The following is a 17,428-nucleotide window of genomic DNA, read 5'->3' as shown; positions in this document are numbered from 1 at the left end:
CAGTGATTGTGGTAAACACGAGCGATCCCCCATCAAAGTCTGTCACTATAAGACCAACGATTTCTCGTGGACGATAAGCAAAGCTTACCCTAAAATTACGGCCTAGTACTTTTCTTTTGTTGTTGAACACTCCAGAGAGTAAATAAAATTCCCACGCCGGTTACGATGGAAGCAACCCAAGGAACGGCTGTTAGGCCTCCCCCAAATTGTAAATCTATAACCAAGCCTCCGATATACGCACCAAACGCATTACCCAGGTTAAAAGCCGCAACATTTAAAGTCGACGCCAGCGTTGGAGCTTCTTTGGCCGTATTCAGCATATGAAGCTGCAATCCTGGTATAATTCCAAAAGCAGCCATTCCTAATATAAAAATAGTAATCAAAGCAGGCACTTTATACTGATCCGTAATTGAGAATACTGCCAAAACTATGGCCAACACAACGAGTATCCCGAGGAGAGACGGCATTAATTTGCGGTCAGCCAGCTTGCCTCCGATAATATTTCCAAGCGTGATGCCGATCCCGAATAAAACAAGGATGTAAGAAACCGAATTCACCGGGAACTTAGTAATATCAGTTAAAATCGGTGAGATATAAGTGAATACCGTAAAGAGCCCTCCATTACCAAACGTCGTCATCAATAGAGCAATATAAACGGTTGGCTTACGCAGTACACTAAGCTCCTGCTTAAGGTTTGATGAAGTTGATTCTACTTTTGGAACGAGCACGGCAATTCCAATCAAAGCAATCAGACCTAGGATAGTGATCGCCCAAAAAGTGGATCTCCATCCAAAGGCTTGACCAACAAATGTACCGATCGGAACGCCAAGAATATTTGCAAGTGTCAGACCGGTAAACATGATGGCAATAGCTCCAGCACGTTTTTCCTTAGGAACCAGTCCAGCTGCAATAACAGATCCAACGCCAAAAAAGGACCCATGAGCTAATGCAGACACGATACGAGCTACCATTAATACTCCATAGTTCGGTGCAAGAGCAGCCAATGCATTACCTGATATGAACAGAATCATAAGAAAAAGAAGCAACTGCTTTCGCTTCATTCGATGAGTGGCGACTGTGATGATAGGAGCTCCTATAGCCACACCCAGTGCATATCCGGTAATGAGTAGCCCTGCTGAGGGGATGGACACCTGCAAGCTTTCGGCCACTTCAGGAAGTAACCCCATAATAATAAATTCAGTCATCCCAATCGCAAATGCCCCGATTGTCAGCGCTAATAGCGCCAAAGTAGGGCTTTTACTTTCTGGTTTATTTTCTATATTCACTGCATCCAAATAAATAACCACCTATCCGTTTTTCTCAATAAGAAAGCACTCGAAAACCAGCAGCTTTAGCACCAGACTCGGGTGATTCCTGCATTATTCACAAGCCCCATTCGACAAGCTCTTTCTGCTACTCCTTCGATATAGGTCACCGATTCTGTCATACATATTCGCACAATGGTTGTTCCATCTACTCATGTTTCCTTGCGAAACAGCATTCCTGCAAATAAGACGAGAAGAATTATATATTCATTGGCACGCGCTTGTTATCCCTATCCAATTTGCTGAGCAAAACTCCTTAAATCCAGATCCCCCCTAAACTCCAGCTTTAATCCCGTCACGAAAAAATCGTATATACGATTCCGGTCTTGCCTTTCAATAGAATCATGATACAATAAAAGGTACCGTTCGGTATCTTTTATTGTACAACAAGCTTTTCTAGAATGAAATAGCGCCGAGCCATTTTGTTTTCATGAGAGTTATTACCTTTTTGGAATAACTAAAACTTATAGGAGGACTTGAGAATGACTGAAAAGTAGATTTTAAAGGCGTTTGACTGATCCAACCTTATTTTTCGCCGAATTAAAGAGTTGTCACATAATGAATATGTAGTACACGCAAGGACAAGGAAATGAATATATATCTCTTAAATACAGAACTGAAATTCTCATTTTTGCTCGGGATAGACGCATTCAAATGCTTCTCAAATCAAATCTTGAGAAGAAAGACTGCATGCTCGATCAAGTGTATGATGATAAATCATCATTTCTTAAAACACGACAGCTCGACTATAGTCCCGTTACATTGGATGCAGCAACTCCTTATCAGGATGAAATCACTCTTTGTTCTAAGATCAAGAAATGAAATTCAAAAAAAGAAAGCTATTGGATAAGCCAAAACAACCAGGGGAGTTGAAGTAAGATGAGTGAAGCAGCAGAAACGATAGAGGGTTGGTACGCGCTGCATGATTTCCGCACCATCGACTGGGTTGCTTGGGAAAGTGCAACCACAGAGGAACGCGAGTATGCAAAGCATGATTTGATGACGCTAATCTGCGAATGGTCGGCGGTCGAATCTCGGATGGAAGGCAGCTTGGCAATGTACGCCATCGTCGGCCAGAAGGCAGACATTATGTTTATAAACCTACGCGAGACACTTGAGGAGCTGAACTCAGCGGAGAACGCATTTAATCGTTCTCGATTCGCCAAATTCGTAAAACCAGTTTACTCGTACGTCAGTGTCGTCGAGCTGAGCAATTATTTAGTACCTACCGGCTCCGATCCTATGCAAGTTCCCGAAGTAGCCGCTCGCCTTAAGCCAATCTTACCCAAGGCGAAACATATCTGCTTTTACCCTATGAACAAGCGACGCATGCTCAACGATAACTGGTACATGCTTTCTCTGGAGGAGCGCAAAAACTTCATACGCAGTCACGGTATGATCGGCCGCACTTATGCAGGCAAGGTCAAGCAGATTATCACCGGCTCGGTCGGCTTCGACGATTGGGAGTGGGGTGTTACACTGTTTGCCGACGATCCGCTGCAGTTTAAGAAGCTCGTCTATGAGATGCGGTTCGACGAGACTAGTGCACGCTTCGGCGAATTCGGCCAGTTTTACGTCGGTAATATACTCACACCTGGTGACTTGACAGAGTTGCTGAACGTGTGAAGGGCTAAATTATGCTTCATGGATTTTTGATTTTTTTTATATTTCGTGACAGTTCTAGGTCCATTTCGAAAATATAAACCCAATTGCAAAGTACCGAGGAAACTTAACAAAAAATCAACCCGGATAAGGAGAAACTTAGATTGATGACAAACCAGACGAAAAAAACATTGGTTATTGTAACCCATCCTAACTTAAATAGTTCAAGAATAAATAAACGGCTGACCGAAGAACTATTAATACATGAAGAAGTCACTGTCCACCTGCTGTATGAAGCTTACCCTGACGAACAAATCGACGTGGAAAAAGAACGCCAACTTTTGGAAAATTACGACCGGATTGTACTTCAATTCCCATTTTACTGGTACAGCGCTCCTTACTTGTTGAAAAAATGGCTGGACAAAGTATGGGGCAGCGGCTGGGCGTACGGGCCGGGAGGAAATAAGCTGGAAGGTAAGGAACTGCGGCTGGCCATTTCAACCGGCGGTGTTCGTGAAGCTTATCAAGCCGGCGGATTCCATCAATATTCTTATAGCGAGCTGCTGAGACCCTTCCAGGCTGCTGCAAATCGTGTAAAAATGCTTTATAAACCCTCCTTTGAAATTAGTGGTGTTAGAGAAGTAAATGACGAAGCTCTTGAAAAACTGGCTAAGAAGTATGCTGAATTCGTCACTCAGCCATTTCTGATTGCAGTTGAATCCTAAGGGGGGATCTCACTCGGGGAGTCATCCAAAAACTTAACCCCTCATAAGCGGCGCTGCGCTCATATGTCCAGTAATCGTTGCTGGTGCATAAAAAAAGAACGGTTCCTGAGCATAATGTTATCCATCAGCAACAACAATGCAATCGGCTCACAAGAAAAAGCGGCTCGGATATCCGAGTCAGCGTATACGAAAAGGAGATAAGAAGATGACGAATACCAACGCAACGAATGGTAAAGAGGCCGCCTATCATGGTGTGCCGGCGGAAGACGCTTACGGTTATGCACAGGCAATCAAGATCGGAAACACGATCCATGTTTCCGGCCAACTCAGCCACGACGAAAATGGGGCGATGGTCTTCCCCGCGGTGCTCGATGAATCTGGGAAGCCGGCCGACTTCTCGATGATGGAGGAGCAGATGCGGGTAACCTATGCCAATGCCGCGAAGATCCTAGCACAATTCGGGGCCACCTTCGACCACGTGGTTGAAGATACTCTCTACGTCCTCGATGTCGATGCGGCGTTTGCGGTCGCAGGCAAGGTTCGGAAAGAAGTATACGGGACGCCGCAGCCTCAGGTCGCCAGCAATTTGATCGGCGTACCGAGACTGGGCTTCCCAGAGCAGCTAATCGAAATCGTCTTCAAGGCAGTGCTGCCTCAAGCCTAAGCGGACGCGGGTTTGACGAGGAGGCGTGCCCATCACGAACCCATCAAGACAACTGCCCCCAACGACATGCTGATTGTGTGCCAACCTGTGGCAGCATGTCGTGTTATGCATGAGACGTGTATTGGCATCCTTGGTCGCTGATAACGGTCAATCCAGTCACGTCTTTATGTTGTTTAAATGCCTTTTTAAACGTCTCCAGGACCAACGGATTGTCGTTATGGCGTTCGAATCCCGGATGAAAGGCAGCTTGGCAATGTATGCCATCGTCGGCCAGAAGGCAGACATTATGTTTACAAACCTACGCGAGACACTCAAGGAGCTGAACTCAGCGAAGAACGCATTTAATCGTTCTCGGTTCGCCAAATTCGTAAAACCAGATTGCTGAAGGACAGAGATATAATCATCTCAAATTACAAATCACTTTGGAAGGGAGGTCGTAAGGAATGGGAATTGATACGGTACTATGGAGCAGGCTGGTGACAGGAATGACACTAGGGTTCCATATGATATTCGCGACGATTGGTGTCGGTATCCCTCTCATGATCGCGATTGCTGAGTTCATCGGCATCCGCAAGCAAGATTCTCATTACACACTGATGGCTAAGAGGTGGGCGCGGGGATTTGTTATATCCGTCGCAGTTGGTGTCGTAACAGGCACGGCAATTTCACTGCAACTGGCATTGGTATGGCCGAATTTTATGAAGTTGGCGGGGAACGTTATTGCACTTCCGTTATTCATGGAGGTATTTGCATTCTTTTTTGAAGCTATCTTCCTAGGCATTTATCTGTATACGTGGGATCGGTTCAAGAATCCCTATATTCATTGGCTGCTCACACTCCCCATTGTCTTAGGGGCAGGAATGTCTGCTGTTTTTATTACGACCGTGAATGGTTTTATGAACCAACCTGGGGGATTCACAATGCAAGGTGGACAATTTACAGCCGTTAACCCTGTGCAAGCGATGCTGAATACGGCGACGTTCTCCAAAGTGTTCCATGTATTAAGCTCAGCCTACTTAACAGGAGCGGCTCTGCTAGCAGGAATTGCGGCTTTTACGATGCTTAGAAAAGGGGTTACTGGATACCACAAAAAAGCGTTAAAGCTTATGATGGCCGTTGTCATGTTATTCGGATTGCTAAACACAGTAGCTGGAGATGCGTCTGCCAAGTTCTTGGCCGAGCATCAGCCGGAAAAGCTAGCTGCTGCGGAATGGCATTTTGAGACCGAGAGCGGCGCGGATTTGATTCTATTGGGGTGGCTTAATGCCGAGCATAAAATTATTGGCGCAATTCACCTGCCGAAGATTCTCAGCTTCCTGGCTTTTGGAAATTTTAATGCGAAAGTAACAGGTCTGAATGAATTTTCTCCAGATGAACAACCTCCGCTCCTTGTGCATTATTTTTTTGATTTGATGGCTGGCATAGGGTTTGCATTATTGGGCATATCCGTTCTGTATTTCCTATTTACATTCTGGAAAAAACGCAATGAGCACAATAAATGGCTGCTCCGCATTATTGCTCTAGGTGCACCGCTCGCATTTTTGGGAGTCGAGTTGGGCTGGTTTTACGCCGAGTTGGGGCGGCAGCCGTGGATTCTACGAGGATATATGCGTGTAGAAGAAGCGGCGACGACATCGCCCAGCGTGAGAATTCTTTTTTTCCTCTTCCTTCTTCTTTACATCGTATTAGGCGTGGTTAGTGTTCTTGTTCTTAGGCACTTATTCCACAATAATCCGGCAGAAACTGAGATGGAGAAGTGGGCGCAGCATGCGGGTAACAAGAGGTCCAGGAAGGATGCGCATGCCTGATGAGTTATGATTTGATTGGAATTTCAGTACTTTGGCTGTTTTTGTACGGTTATCTTATTATAGCCTCCATTGATTTTGGAGCCGGTTTCTTTGCCTTTTATGCCCGCCTGACCAAGCAGGATCGCCTCATTAATCGTCTGATTTCTCGTTATTTGTCACCCGTATGGGAGATCACAAATGTATTTTTTGTCTTTTTCTACATCGGCATTATCGGATTTTTTCCGGATACAGCGTATTATTATGGCTCGGCGCTTATTGTTCCAGGGAGTGTCGCAATCGTGCTGCTTGCTATTCGTGGCTCGTTCTATGCATTTGAAAACTATGGATCCAAAAATAATATTGTCTATCTGTTCTTGTACGGCGCAACGGGTTTGCTGATCCCAGCTTCATTGTCCGTGGCGCTGACCCTGTCTGAAGGCGGCTTTATCTTGAAGCTAGGTCAGACAGTTTCTCTGGATTACGGGGCTGTATTAACCAATCCATTATCGTGGAGCATCGTTGGATTGGCGATTGTGTCTGTTTTGTTTATTAGTGCCTGTTTTCTGACGTTTTACGCTTCACGAGCAGAGGACAAAGCTGCCCTAAAGCTTATGCGGACCTATACGCTGTTCTGGAGCACACCGATGATTATTATCGCCCTGACGGCCTTTATCTATTTGGGGCAACACAATGAGCGGCACTATCAAAATATGATGGATTTATGGTGGCTGTTAGCACTTTCTGTTACCTTTTTCATCATTGCGTTGTGGCTGTTATACCGCGGCCGCCGCTATGGGGTAGCATTTGTTTGCATCATGCTGCAATTTTTCTGTGCCTTTTTCGCTTACGGGATTGGGCAGTATCCCTATATTCTTGATCCCTACATTACGATTCAAAGCAGCGTCACCTCATCCTCAATGGGCTTCGCGCTGGTTGTCGTATTTATCGGGGGTATGTGTCTATTAATTCCTTCTCTTATTTTGGTTTTCAAGCTGTTCCTATTTGATGCAGATTACGTGAAAGGGAAAAAGTAGGCTGATTACTCGCAGGCTATTACCATAAAGGAGTTGAGTTTGGTGAAGGAGAAAAGAAGCTTGATCGCTATACAGTTGACCGCGCAACGCAAACGTCTCATTTACCTGTCATTCATCTCGCTCGCACTAGGCGCCGCGATTGTAAGTCAGGCTGCATTGCTGGCTCAAGCCGTCCAGCAGATCTTTGTAGAGAAAGCATCTTTTTCATCGGTTGCCCTACTACTTGGCATCCTACTGGTCGTGATGATGTTGCGTACACTGTTGTCATTTGGGAACGGGACAGTTGGTTTGCAAATGGCAGCAACCGCCAAAATAAATATGCGAGCGGCCGTGCTTGAGAACTTCATGCATGCTTCCATACCTTCCTCTCTTCAAGGGCAGACCGGGAGGAAGGTCAGCATTGCGCTGGATGCTGTGGATGAAGCGGATAGTTATTTCAGTCAATACATGCCCCGTATGATGGAAACGGTCATTATCCCCATTCTGATTCTAGTCGTTACGTTTACTGAACATGCCAATTCAGGTATCATCATGCTGGTTACAGCACCGTTTATACCGATTTTCATGATTTTGGTAGGGCTGAAAACAAAAAATAAATCAGAGGAAAAGTATGAGCAGTTGGCTGAATTTGCCGGTACATTTCTAGATTCCCTTCAAGGGCTCGTTACGTTAAAAATATTCGGACGAGCCCGCCATCAGCAGCAAGAAATCGAACGTAGTAGTTTAAGATACCGTGATGCCACAATGGATATTTTGAAGATTGCGTTTACGAATACCCTCATGCTGGAATCAATTGTAATGCTGAGCATCGGGATTGTTGCTCTCGAACTGGCCATTCAGCTGCTTGTTTTCAAATCGATGTCGTTTCACACGGCCTTTTTTGTTTTGTTGCTCGTGCCCGAATTTTACAGCTTACTAAAGAGTTCGGGAACTGCCTTTCACAATGGGCGAACCAGTATGGGAGCGGTTCGCAAGGTTGAAAATATGCTCGAGGACACGAACGATAGAAACGCTCTGAAGGATCAGCCGATAGGGCTCCAGACATTTCCGAAGAAGCCGTTTCCAATGCCGCCTACCATTGAACTGGACAATGTCCGGTTTCAGTATGCACCTGACTCATTTGAGCTGAATACAGGTTCGATTACAATTGGACCAGGAGATCATATTGCCCTTGTTGGTCATAGCGGATCCGGTAAAACAACCTTGCTCCATCTTATAGCGGGTTTACTTAGACCGGTGTCGGGGACCATTTTAGTGAGTGGAAACCCGCTTACTCAACAGAATGAGACGACATGGTTCGAACATATCAGCTACATTACGCAGCATCCTTACATTTTTGCAGGTACCTTCGCTGATAATATCGCAATCGGTGCCGGGCGGAAAGTCTCCAGAACGGAAATTGAGGCAGCGGCTGCGGACGCGGGTCTTTCGCAGGTTGTATCCCAACTGGAGCAGGGATTTGATACCCCCATCGGTGAAGGCGGTAGAGGACTATCAGGTGGGGAAAAGCAACGGCTTGCCATAGCGCGGGCTTTTTTGAAGCGAGCTTCCATTATTTTATTCGATGAACCGACCGTTGGACTCGATCTTCACACCGAGGGCATTCTGCAACATTCGATTGCAACCTTGGCAAAATCGGCGACGATGATTACGGTTGCTCACCGATTGTATACCATTCGAAATGCGGACAACATTTTATTTCTGGATCATGGCGTCCTAATGGGCTCGGGACATCACGACGAGCTTATGAAACGTCTGCCTGCGTATGCAGAGATGGTCGATATCCAACGTAAAGGAGGGTCGTGATGAACGAATTGGCTATTTTGTTCCAAGCTATGATTCGGGAGCGCAAAGATATTATTCTTTCAATTATAGGCGGATTTATCGCCGGTATTGCCGGTGTGTTCCTCTTTTCTGCGAGCGGATACCTAATTTCGCATACGGTGTTTGCACCTCCGCTGTATACGCTGATTGTACTTACTTCATTGGTCAAGCTGCTTGGTTTGATTCGGGCGATGAGTCGTTATGGCGAGCGCTTATATTCGCATAGAGCGACTTTCTCTATACTTAGCCGATTGCGAACCTCCTTTTTTGCCAAGCTTATTCCTTTAACGCCGGGCATTTTAAGCAATAAACGAAGCGGAGATCTGCTTGCACGAATAGTTGGGGATGTTGAGAGTTTGCAGCACTATTTTTTACGTGTCGCGTATCCGCCGATCGTTGTTGTCATGGTGTTCTTGACGACAATTCTAGCTACCGCCTCCTTTTCTTTCTGGATGGCCTGCTTCATGTTACTCGGTATGCTGGGAACCGTATGGGTCGTGCCGGGAATCGTATTGCTAGGATATCGGAAAATCAATGGGCAGGTTCGCAATCAGCGGGCGTTGCTGTCTACGGAACTAACAGAGGTGTTGTATGGTTTCCGGGATCTCAAAGTTTATGGGCAGCTTGCGCAGCAGGAACAGCAACTACGCCAAGCTTCTGTTGCATTGGCAGCCGAGCAGCAACGAGCGGCCGGACAACTGCTACGTGGACAATCGATGCATGTCTTTGTCACATATCTGATTTCCTGGGGGGTGTTGGCACTTGGTGCTTATCTGATATCGGATGGAACGCTAGCTGGCGTATATCTGGCTATGCTTTTCATGGCCTCATTAACTGTATTTGAAGAAGTAGCGGCTATGGCCACTTTGCCAGCATATAAGCAAGATAGCGAACATGCAGCCAAGCGGCTGACGGAAGCAGTATTGACTCCTGCAATGCAGCCGGTTCAGCCAAGTTGTACGTTAAATACCGACCATGCCGTTTCTATTGAACTATCCGGTGTTTCATTTCAATATGAAGACGAGTGGAGACCAGCATTAAAGAACTTTTCGTTGCAAATTCCACCAGGATCCAAAACAGCGATTGTCGGACCTAGCGGTTCGGGAAAGTCTACGCTGATTGAGTTGTTACTCAAGCTACGTACGCCAACGGCTGGGGATTTGCGACTGAGCGGCATATCAGTACAGGAACTGGAGGAGTCGAGCATTTGGAAAACGGCTAATGTCGTGCTTCAGCAAAGCCATTTTTTCCGGGGAACGATCCGGGATAACTTGCTCATGGATGGTGAGAATCATTCTGACGGCGACCTGTTGGATATTCTCGCTAAAGTGCAATTGCCGACCATCTCGTTAACGGACCCCGTGTACGAAAAGGGAGCAAATTTATCGGAAGGCGAAAAACAGCGTTTGGCCCTGGCGCGGGCCATACTTCGCAAGGGAAAGCTATGGCTACTGGATGAGCCGACGTCTTCGCTGGACTATGTGACAGAGCAACGTGTTTTGACGCACCTATACGAGCAGGCGTCCGAAGATACGCTTCTGCTAATCTGTCACCGGCTTAACGGTTTGGAAGGAATGGATAGAATCGTCGTTATGGAGCAAGGAGGGGTAGTAGAAACGGGTTCGTATTCCGAATTGATGGAGCAAAACGGCTATTTTTATAAGATGAAACAAATTGAGTCACAATTAATCGGCGCTACGGGGGACTGAGCATAATGCACTCAGACATCGGAGCGGGAAGAAGGAAATTGATTATGAATAATGGGTTAATCAACGCTATTATCGCTTATATCATGTGGGGAGTTCTCCCGCTTTATTGGAAGTTGTTTAATGATGTACCCGCAGGCGAGATTTTATCGCATCGGGTTGTCTGGTCGTTTGTCTTCATGGGTATTCTCGTCACCGTCCAGCGCCGCTGGGGTGATATGAAGCGGATTGTGACTAGCCGTTCGCTCCTGCTATCGCTCACCGCCAGCGGACTGTTGATCGCTGCTAATTGGCTCATCTTCATCTGGGCTGTCAACAACAACCATGTCGTTGAGACAAGCCTCGGCTATTATTTAAACCCGCTGCTGAACGTGTTACTAGCGATCGTCTTCCTTCGTGAGAAGCCGAATCGTGGCCAGTGGCTCGCAATTGCCGTCGCTGGCGCGGCGGTGCTCATTATCGCAATCGACTATGGGCGATTTCCGTGGGTCGCAATCTCGTTGGCTGCGTCGTTTGGCTTATACGGCCTTGCGAAAAAGAAGATTGTGCTAAACGCTTCTGTAGGCTTGTTGTCGGAGACAGTTGTAGTTCTACCCATTGCGCTCGGCTACTGGGTCTATTTGGCCTCCGTGGGCAAGGCGATGGCATGGACGCTGCCTCCGTCCATGTTCATCGAACTACTCTTTTCGGGCGTAGTAACGGCACTGCCGCTGTTCTTCTTTGCACGAGCAGCCGCCCGCATGGCATTTTCCACGCTCGGATTCGTACAATACATCGGGCCGACAATCATGCTGTTACTGAGCGTATTTGTGTTCAAGGAATCGGTTTCGTCTACCCTTCTCGTCGGTTTTGCACTCATTTGGACAGCGCTTGTTATATACGCTGTGGCATCAGTTCGTGGCACAAAAGTCACGAAGGTGAATGTATGACGAGGCCTTCAGGTGTCAGACAGTTCAACATATTAATGAAAGCGTCCAAACGGTGACAGACGTCGCCCGAGAACTGAAGATTAACCAAGACACAGTGTATGGTTCTCCAATAATACGCTGCCCGTTCAACACAACGTGTTAAACCGCGAGTTCCAAGCGACGAAGCCCGAAGAGAAGTGGGTCAGCGATATCATTTATGTCTGGCCCGCGGAAAGATGGCTGTATTGGGCCAAGCCTGTTGGTTAGCCAAAAAAGGTAAAAAAGCCGCCTCATTCGGTAAAGTGTTTGTACCCCTGCAATCTCCCGAAACGAGGCGGCCACATGAAAAAGCCTACTTCAATATCCAGCATTCTTCAATATACTGATTCCGGAAGAAACCAGCCTTCCCTTACTAAGCGAGATGCACTACGTCGATGTTGCGCGGAAATTCACCGTATATAAGTTATATTTGTTTTTGGCGGAAGCTGCCTTCCAGCAGTGGAAGGGATTTCGAGGATGGAGAGCAGCGGATGACGCGTAGCGGGCATGCAAGGTTGACCACTCCACCATTTCTTCAGGCGTTTGCTTAATATCATGATCAGACTCTACAATCAAAAAAACCGGCCGCCTGCCTTGGGCTCCCCATAAGGGGCAAAAAGCAGGGGTACAGCTACATGTCGGACTTCTTGGCGACCGTGGAGAACTCTACAACGTTAACGAAACAACAGGATATAAGCCCAATTTAAAACACTGCCCTCATTTGCTGGACCCGGAGTACATCCTGGTCGCAACAAATACTTTTATGTCGATATACCTCCAAAATGTTGAGGGAGATCATATAAGCATCATATTCTCTCTACGCTTCCAAGCACAACTGATTAACTATTTTTCAAACAACAATTTTGTAAATAGAATGCAAAGCATGCTGTATTCATTTGCATATGCTTATTATCCCCATCTAACTTGCTGAGTAAAATGCCTCCTTCAAGCAAGGAAAAGGCAAATGAAGCAAGTGCATCCGCATCCAAATCCTCCTTAAACTCCCCACTATTTATCCCGTTAAGAATTATACTCTTTATCATATCCAAATGGTTATGAAGCCCTTGTCTTGCCCGATCTCGAAGCTCCGTATGAGTATCGTCACTTTCTACAGCTGTATTCTGCATAGGGCATCCGCCAACAAATGGTGGATTACCAACAACATCTTCATAAACACGAAAAAAAGCAAGCAACCTCCCTGACGCAGACTGCTCCCGGTCGACCGCCTCAGCAAATTTCCTGATAACTATACTGGCAGCGTAGTTGTAGGCTTCAAGGGCAATCTCATCTTTATTTGTAAAATGTCGATAGATGCCCCCCTTCTTAATTCCGGTGTCGGCAATAATATCGTTTAACGATGTACCAGCATAACCTCTTTGATTAAAGATTGCTGCCGATCTCATAATAATGTGCTCTCTTGTTCGATCTCCTTTTTTCATAGTTTCCTCCCAATGATCTTATTCTAAACCAACATTATATCAAATTTACGGACGAAACCTTGCCAAAGTTTTAAATTCTGATATAATAAAAGGTACCGATCGGTATCTTTTATTATAAAACAAACCCATTCCAAAGGCAAACCTGTTTGGCTTCGGCTCATTATTTACCTTTAAGTTCATTGGACGAACTTATGTGGAATGGATTTAGAACGAAACAGGAGGACTATTCAATGAGTATAAAAGTAGGCATTAATGGTTTTGGGCGAATTGGAAGACTCGCTTTCCGTCGTATTCAGGAAATGGAAAATATCGAAGTTGTAGCGATAAACGATTTAACTGACGCAAAAATGCTGGCGCATCTGCTCAAATATGATACTACACAAGGCACTTTCCATGGTGACATTGAAGTTCATGATGGATCTCTTACTGTTAACGGCCAAGAAATTAAAGTGCTGGCTAACCGCAACCCTGAAGAAATCCCTTGGGGCGAGCTTGGTGTAGCTATCGTACTCGAATGTACTGGTTTCTTCACCACCAAAGAAAAGGCAGAGCTTCACCTGAAAGGCGGAGCAAAGAAGGTCGTTATTTCCGCTCCGGCAACAGGCGACATGAAGACCATCGTATATAACGTAAACCATGAAACACTGGACGGAACGGAAACCGTCATTTCCGGTGCTTCTTGCACAACGAACTGTCTCGCTCCCATGGCTAAAGCTTTGAACGATAAATTTGGAATTCAGTCCGGGTTGATGACCACCGTTCACGCTTATACAGGCAACCAGAATACTCTTGATGCACCAGATTCAAAAGGAAACTTCCGCGCAGCACGGGCTGCAGCAGAGAACATTGTTCCTTACTCCACCGGTGCTGCTAAAGCCATTGGCCTCGTTCTTCCTGAATTGAAGGGTAAACTTGATGGTGCATCTCAGCGTGTACCTGTAGCAACAGGCTCCGTAACAGAACTCGTAGCTGTTTTGAACACGAAGGTTACGGTTGAAGAAGTTAATGCCGTTATGAGAAAAGCATCAGATCCAGAAACATACGGATATACTGAGGACGAGATCGTATCTTCCGATGTTAGAGGAATGACATTTGGGTCTCTTTTTGATGCAACTCAAACAAAAGTTCTAACAGTTGGCGACCAGCAACTGGTGAAAACTGTAGCCTGGTACGATAATGAAATGTCTTACACCGCGCAACTGGTTAGAACATTAGAATACTTCGCAAAAATCGCCAAGTGACATCATTGCAATTCTTCTTCACCCTAGCTGCAAGCATCAAGAGCAGGGTTTATATATCAAGACATGATTGATGAAATAGAGAAAATGCGAACGGTGAAGCTGATAGCACAGCCTTTATGAGAGGAGTCATGAAGTGGGAGATTCTGAGGACTTGTTCGAAGATGTAGATGATGTATTGAGAAGACTGCGTCCTTTTTTAAACCGCGATGGCGGAGATGCCGAATTGGTTCAAGTTAAGGACGGAGTGGCTAAACTAAAATTCTTGGGAGCGTGCAACGGCTGTCCTAGTGCAACGATCACATTGAAGGCTGGAATTGAACGTGCCATTTTTGAAGAAGTGGATGGCATTCATGAAGTCGTTCAAGTCTTCTAGAGAAAGGGTGACCACACAAACTACTTCATTGCCGCAGCTTCATGACGAAGATTGCTCAAGATCCAACGAAAGTATGTGCTTCTGAAAAGATTGGCTTTTCCAAGTGCATGAAGTGATCGCGCTTCAAATTGGCCGCAGCACTCTGCCTCTGCCAGCCATCTCGCTAGGTCTGCGGCATAACTTTGAAAGGATCGATACATTCGAGAACGACAGCGCCATGGTCTCGCGGACAGAAGATGTCGTAATTGGCCCTCTCCAGGGTGCTTCGTGGCGGTAGAGTGACCTCAGCATTGATCGGCGCTAGCAAAGTTAGTTAAATTGAGGATGCGGTATCGTTAAATGCACCGGAGCTTAGCCGGAAGAACTGGAACGGATCGAAGCGATTTTGCTCGGATAATTTACTTTCAATATAGGGGGCGGGGACAATAGTCCCCGCTTATTCTATTTTATCTACACTATTGTTTTCGAAAGCTATATTTCCACATAAATATTATGGCGATAACAATCAAATATGCTGAACTATATGGTACGCATCAGGGGTGTAAATGCGAAACAATAGATCGAGTTGACACATATAAGGTCTCAATTCACTTTCGGGCCGAAGTATTAAATTATGTATAGTCCTTGCTCAATTAATAAGCAGGCACTCTGAATTTATTAGGAGTCATCCTTTTTAGTACACCTTGCTAATATATGCTTTTATAACCGAACGGATCTCATCTAATCCAGCAGATAAAGTACTTCGACCAAAAAAAGAACCTTTCATCGGCAGCTCTTACACTGCTGAAGAAGTAAATCAACTATTGGAGATTTTGTGAAAGGCAGCAAGACCGTACAAAGAATAAACCAAGTAGACGTACCCTTCCCCTTGTAGACGCATTCTATGACCTTCTAGTGCATCTTAAACAGCAGCAAGAGATTAACACCGGCAGGTATGCGGTGATTCTTACAGTACAGAGCATCTGGCCTATATAAACGTCGATGAGATGGGCTACCTTACCAAGCCCAATTATGTAACTCAGCACTTTGCTCTGGTTCTTAGAAAGAATAGCCTTCGACATATTCGGTATCATGATCTTCGACATAGTTGCGCTACATTATTGTTGGCCAATGAGGTTAGCATGAAAGAAGTACAAGAATGGTTAGGTCATAGCGATTATTCCACAACAGCAAATATTTACTCACACCTGGAGTGCAGTTCAAAAGTATCTTCAGCTAATATTATGAACCAAGTCATAAAAACACAAGACATTTCATTAGAATAATTTCTAATGAAATGTCTTAGCTGAAGTATACCGGCGAGAGGACTCGAACCTCCACGGTTTCCCACTCGATTTTGAGTCGAGCGCGTCTGCCATTCCGCCACGCCGGCAAAATATAATGTTGTGGTATAAATGGCGCGCCCTGAGAGATTCGAACTCCCGACCTTTTGATTCGTAGTCAAACGCTCTATCCAGCTGAGCTAAGGGCGCAAATTATGGAGCGGACGACGGGAATCGAACCCGCGACCCTCGCCTTGGCAAGGCGATGCTCTACCGCTGAGCCACGTCCGCATACGGTATGTAAAGAAAGATTACGAACCCTGATGGATTCTCATCCCTGAAGCAAAATACTGATGGCGGAACCGACGGGATTCGAACCCGCGATCTCCTGCGTGACAGGCAGGCATGTTAGGCCAACTACACCACGGTTCCAAGATAAGCACTTCTAAGGTCCCTTTGGGGATATATTGCGGGGGCAGGATTTGAACCTGCGGCCTTCGGGTTATGAGCCCGACGAGCTACCGGGCTGCTCCACCCCGCGTCAGTAAAAAAGGATTATACAATTTGTTAACTCATATGGTGGAGGCTGAGGGGTTCGAACCCCCGACCCTCTGCTTGTAAGGCAGATGCTCTCCCAGCTGAGCTAAGCCTCCGTTAAAAGAAGCAACTTAATGAGTTTAGCATATTATTCCGATAAATGCAATTATTATTTATTAAGATAGTGGTGACTCGTATGGGATACGTTTCACACTACGAAACGATTGCGAAGTATTCCTAACGATGTCAATGCTCCAACGAACCCTATGGATTCTCATCCCAAACTCGAAGAAGAAATGGTGACTCGTATGGGATTCGAACCCATGTTACCTCCGTGAAAGGGAGGTGTCTTAACCCCTTGACCAACGAGCCATATTAATATTTATTTCGACAACAAAAAATATTATATCAAACTTCAAGAAAAATAGCAACATAAGTTTGTTGTTTTATTAAAATATAGCAAGGAAAAGCTTCTTTTACTCCAGATACTACCAAATACTCCCGACGCAAAAGATATGCTTGCAAACAAAAGGCCACTGCTGATTATTTCAACAGTGGCCTCTGTGCTTGGCGGCGTCCTACTCTCCCAGGACCCTTCGGTCCAAGTACCATCGGCGCTGGAGGGCTTAACGGTCGTGTTCGGGATGGGTACGCGTGGAACCCCTCCGCTATCGCCACCAAACGGGCACTTGCGGTGCAAATGCATCTTTCAGGTCTCAGCATCGCCAAATGCTGAATATCAATTCATTATCACTCAACCACTTGGGCCTCATGACAATTCACTTGATTCCTGAAAACTGAATCCGAAACGAAATCTGCGTATTAGTTCTTTGGATAAGCCCTCGACCGATTAGTATTGGTCAGCTCCACACGTTACCGTGCTTCCACCTCCAACCTATCTACCTCGTCGTCTTCAAGGGGTCTTACATGCTGGGAAATCTCATCTTGAGGGGGGCTTCACG

15 protein-coding genes, 7 tRNA genes, 2 rRNA genes and 1 pseudogene are annotated in these 17,428 nt (G+C 45.9%); 13 read left to right on the top strand and 12 right to left on the bottom strand.

All coding sequences use genetic code 11. The features are described 5' to 3' along the window. Positions 1 to 95: 95 nt before the first annotated feature. Entirely contained in the window at positions 96 to 1,295 is a 1,200-nt protein-coding gene (locus AC0LWN_RS10720) for an MFS transporter (RefSeq protein WP_474665048.1), read from the bottom strand. Positions 1,296 to 2,204: 909 nt separating this feature from the next. On the opposite strand from AC0LWN_RS10720, the gene hemQ reads away from it, so the two are divergent. From hemQ to rarD, 9 genes are all read left to right on the top strand, one after another. Next, positions 2,205 to 2,951, top strand: a complete 747-nt coding sequence (gene hemQ, locus AC0LWN_RS10715) for a hydrogen peroxide-dependent heme synthase (RefSeq protein WP_474665046.1) — start codon at positions 2,205 to 2,207, stop codon at positions 2,949 to 2,951. Between the two features lie 143 nt (positions 2,952 to 3,094). Next, positions 3,095 to 3,652: an NAD(P)H-dependent oxidoreductase gene (locus AC0LWN_RS10710; RefSeq protein WP_474665486.1), complete on the top strand. Its 558-nt coding sequence runs from the start codon at positions 3,095 to 3,097 to the stop codon at positions 3,650 to 3,652. Between the two features lie 205 nt (positions 3,653 to 3,857). Then, complete coding sequence (locus AC0LWN_RS10705; protein WP_053779473.1) at positions 3,858 to 4,316, top strand: Rid family hydrolase; 459 nt, start codon at positions 3,858 to 3,860, stop codon at positions 4,314 to 4,316. Between the two features lie 109 nt (positions 4,317 to 4,425). After that, complete coding sequence (locus AC0LWN_RS10700) at positions 4,426 to 4,701, top strand: chlorite dismutase family protein (RefSeq protein WP_474665044.1); 276 nt, start codon at positions 4,426 to 4,428, stop codon at positions 4,699 to 4,701. A 58-nt stretch (positions 4,702 to 4,759) separates the two neighbouring features. Next, a complete protein-coding gene (locus AC0LWN_RS10695; RefSeq protein WP_474665042.1) occupies positions 4,760 to 6,124 on the top strand; it encodes a cytochrome ubiquinol oxidase subunit I in 1,365 nt (454 codons plus the stop codon). Further along, entirely contained in the window at positions 6,124 to 7,137 is a 1,014-nt protein-coding gene (locus AC0LWN_RS10690) for a cytochrome d ubiquinol oxidase subunit II (RefSeq protein ID WP_474665040.1), read from the top strand. The genes AC0LWN_RS10695 and AC0LWN_RS10690 overlap by 1 nt, the downstream gene beginning before the upstream one ends. A 42-nt stretch (positions 7,138 to 7,179) precedes the next feature. Further along, the gene (gene cydD, locus AC0LWN_RS10685; RefSeq protein ID WP_474665038.1) at positions 7,180 to 8,943 is read left to right on the top strand and encodes a thiol reductant ABC exporter subunit CydD; all 1,764 of its coding nucleotides are present in this window, start codon (positions 7,180 to 7,182) and stop codon (positions 8,941 to 8,943) included. Next, positions 8,943 to 10,670 (top strand): thiol reductant ABC exporter subunit CydC, encoded by a 1,728-nt coding sequence (gene cydC / locus AC0LWN_RS10680; RefSeq protein WP_474665036.1) that lies wholly within the window; start codon positions 8,943 to 8,945, stop codon positions 10,668 to 10,670. The genes cydD and cydC overlap by 1 nt, the downstream gene beginning before the upstream one ends. Before the next feature lie 44 nt (positions 10,671 to 10,714). Then, positions 10,715 to 11,596, top strand: coding sequence for an EamA family transporter RarD (gene rarD / locus AC0LWN_RS10675; protein ID WP_474665034.1), 882 nt, complete (start codon positions 10,715 to 10,717; stop codon positions 11,594 to 11,596). Positions 11,597 to 12,001: 405 nt separating this feature from the next. Here rarD and AC0LWN_RS10670 read toward each other — a convergent pair whose 3' ends face one another. Then, complete coding sequence (locus AC0LWN_RS10670) at positions 12,002 to 12,190, bottom strand: hypothetical protein (RefSeq protein WP_474665032.1); 189 nt, start codon at positions 12,188 to 12,190, stop codon at positions 12,002 to 12,004. Positions 12,191 to 12,453: 263 nt separating this feature from the next. Further along, positions 12,454 to 13,053: a TetR/AcrR family transcriptional regulator gene (locus AC0LWN_RS10665; protein ID WP_474665030.1), complete on the bottom strand. Its 600-nt coding sequence runs from the start codon at positions 13,051 to 13,053 to the stop codon at positions 12,454 to 12,456. A gap of 230 nt (positions 13,054 to 13,283) precedes the next feature. On the opposite strand from AC0LWN_RS10665, the gene gap reads away from it, so the two are divergent. From gap to AC0LWN_RS10645, 4 genes and pseudogenes are all read left to right on the top strand, one after another. Then, entirely contained in the window at positions 13,284 to 14,294 is a 1,011-nt protein-coding gene (gene gap / locus AC0LWN_RS10660) for a type I glyceraldehyde-3-phosphate dehydrogenase (RefSeq protein WP_458967690.1), read from the top strand. 133 nt (positions 14,295 to 14,427) lie between these two features. Next, the gene (locus AC0LWN_RS10655) at positions 14,428 to 14,667 is read left to right on the top strand and encodes a NifU family protein (protein WP_474665027.1); all 240 of its coding nucleotides are present in this window, start codon (positions 14,428 to 14,430) and stop codon (positions 14,665 to 14,667) included. A 221-nt stretch (positions 14,668 to 14,888) separates the two neighbouring features. Beyond that, positions 14,889 to 15,064 (top strand): annotated as a pseudogene (locus tag AC0LWN_RS10650) (L-glyceraldehyde 3-phosphate reductase); the annotation flags it as partial. A 589-nt stretch (positions 15,065 to 15,653) separates the two neighbouring features. Next, a complete protein-coding gene (locus AC0LWN_RS10645) occupies positions 15,654 to 15,932 on the top strand; it encodes a tyrosine-type recombinase/integrase (protein WP_474665025.1) in 279 nt (92 codons plus the stop codon). Between the two features lie 28 nt (positions 15,933 to 15,960). On the opposite strand, the gene AC0LWN_RS10640 is transcribed toward AC0LWN_RS10645, so the two are convergent. The 9 genes from AC0LWN_RS10640 to AC0LWN_RS10600 all read right to left on the bottom strand — a co-directional run. Continuing rightward, a tRNA-Leu gene (locus tag AC0LWN_RS10640) sits at positions 15,961 to 16,039 on the bottom strand. A 23-nt stretch (positions 16,040 to 16,062) separates the two neighbouring features. Next, positions 16,063 to 16,139 (bottom strand) — tRNA-Arg (locus tag AC0LWN_RS10635). 6 nt (positions 16,140 to 16,145) lie between these two features. After that, a tRNA-Gly gene (locus AC0LWN_RS10630) sits at positions 16,146 to 16,220 on the bottom strand. 63 nt (positions 16,221 to 16,283) lie between these two features. Next, a tRNA-Asp gene (locus AC0LWN_RS10625) sits at positions 16,284 to 16,361 on the bottom strand. 35 nt (positions 16,362 to 16,396) lie between these two features. Next, a tRNA-Met gene (locus AC0LWN_RS10620) sits at positions 16,397 to 16,470 on the bottom strand. 36 nt (positions 16,471 to 16,506) lie between these two features. Continuing rightward, positions 16,507 to 16,582: transfer RNA gene (locus tag AC0LWN_RS10615), tRNA-Val, on the bottom strand. 181 nt (positions 16,583 to 16,763) lie between these two features. Continuing rightward, positions 16,764 to 16,838 (bottom strand) — tRNA-Glu (locus AC0LWN_RS10610). A gap of 193 nt (positions 16,839 to 17,031) precedes the next feature. After that, positions 17,032 to 17,148, bottom strand: a 5S ribosomal RNA gene (gene rrf, locus AC0LWN_RS10605). Positions 17,149 to 17,296: 148 nt separating this feature from the next. Beyond that, positions 17,297 to 17,428: ribosomal RNA gene (locus AC0LWN_RS10600) — 23S ribosomal RNA — on the bottom strand; the annotation flags it as partial.

The organism is Paenibacillus sp. sgz302115 (assembly GCF_056120445.1).
The sequence above is the reverse complement of the archived record's forward strand: the minus strand, read 5'-3'. Positions and strand labels throughout refer to the sequence as shown.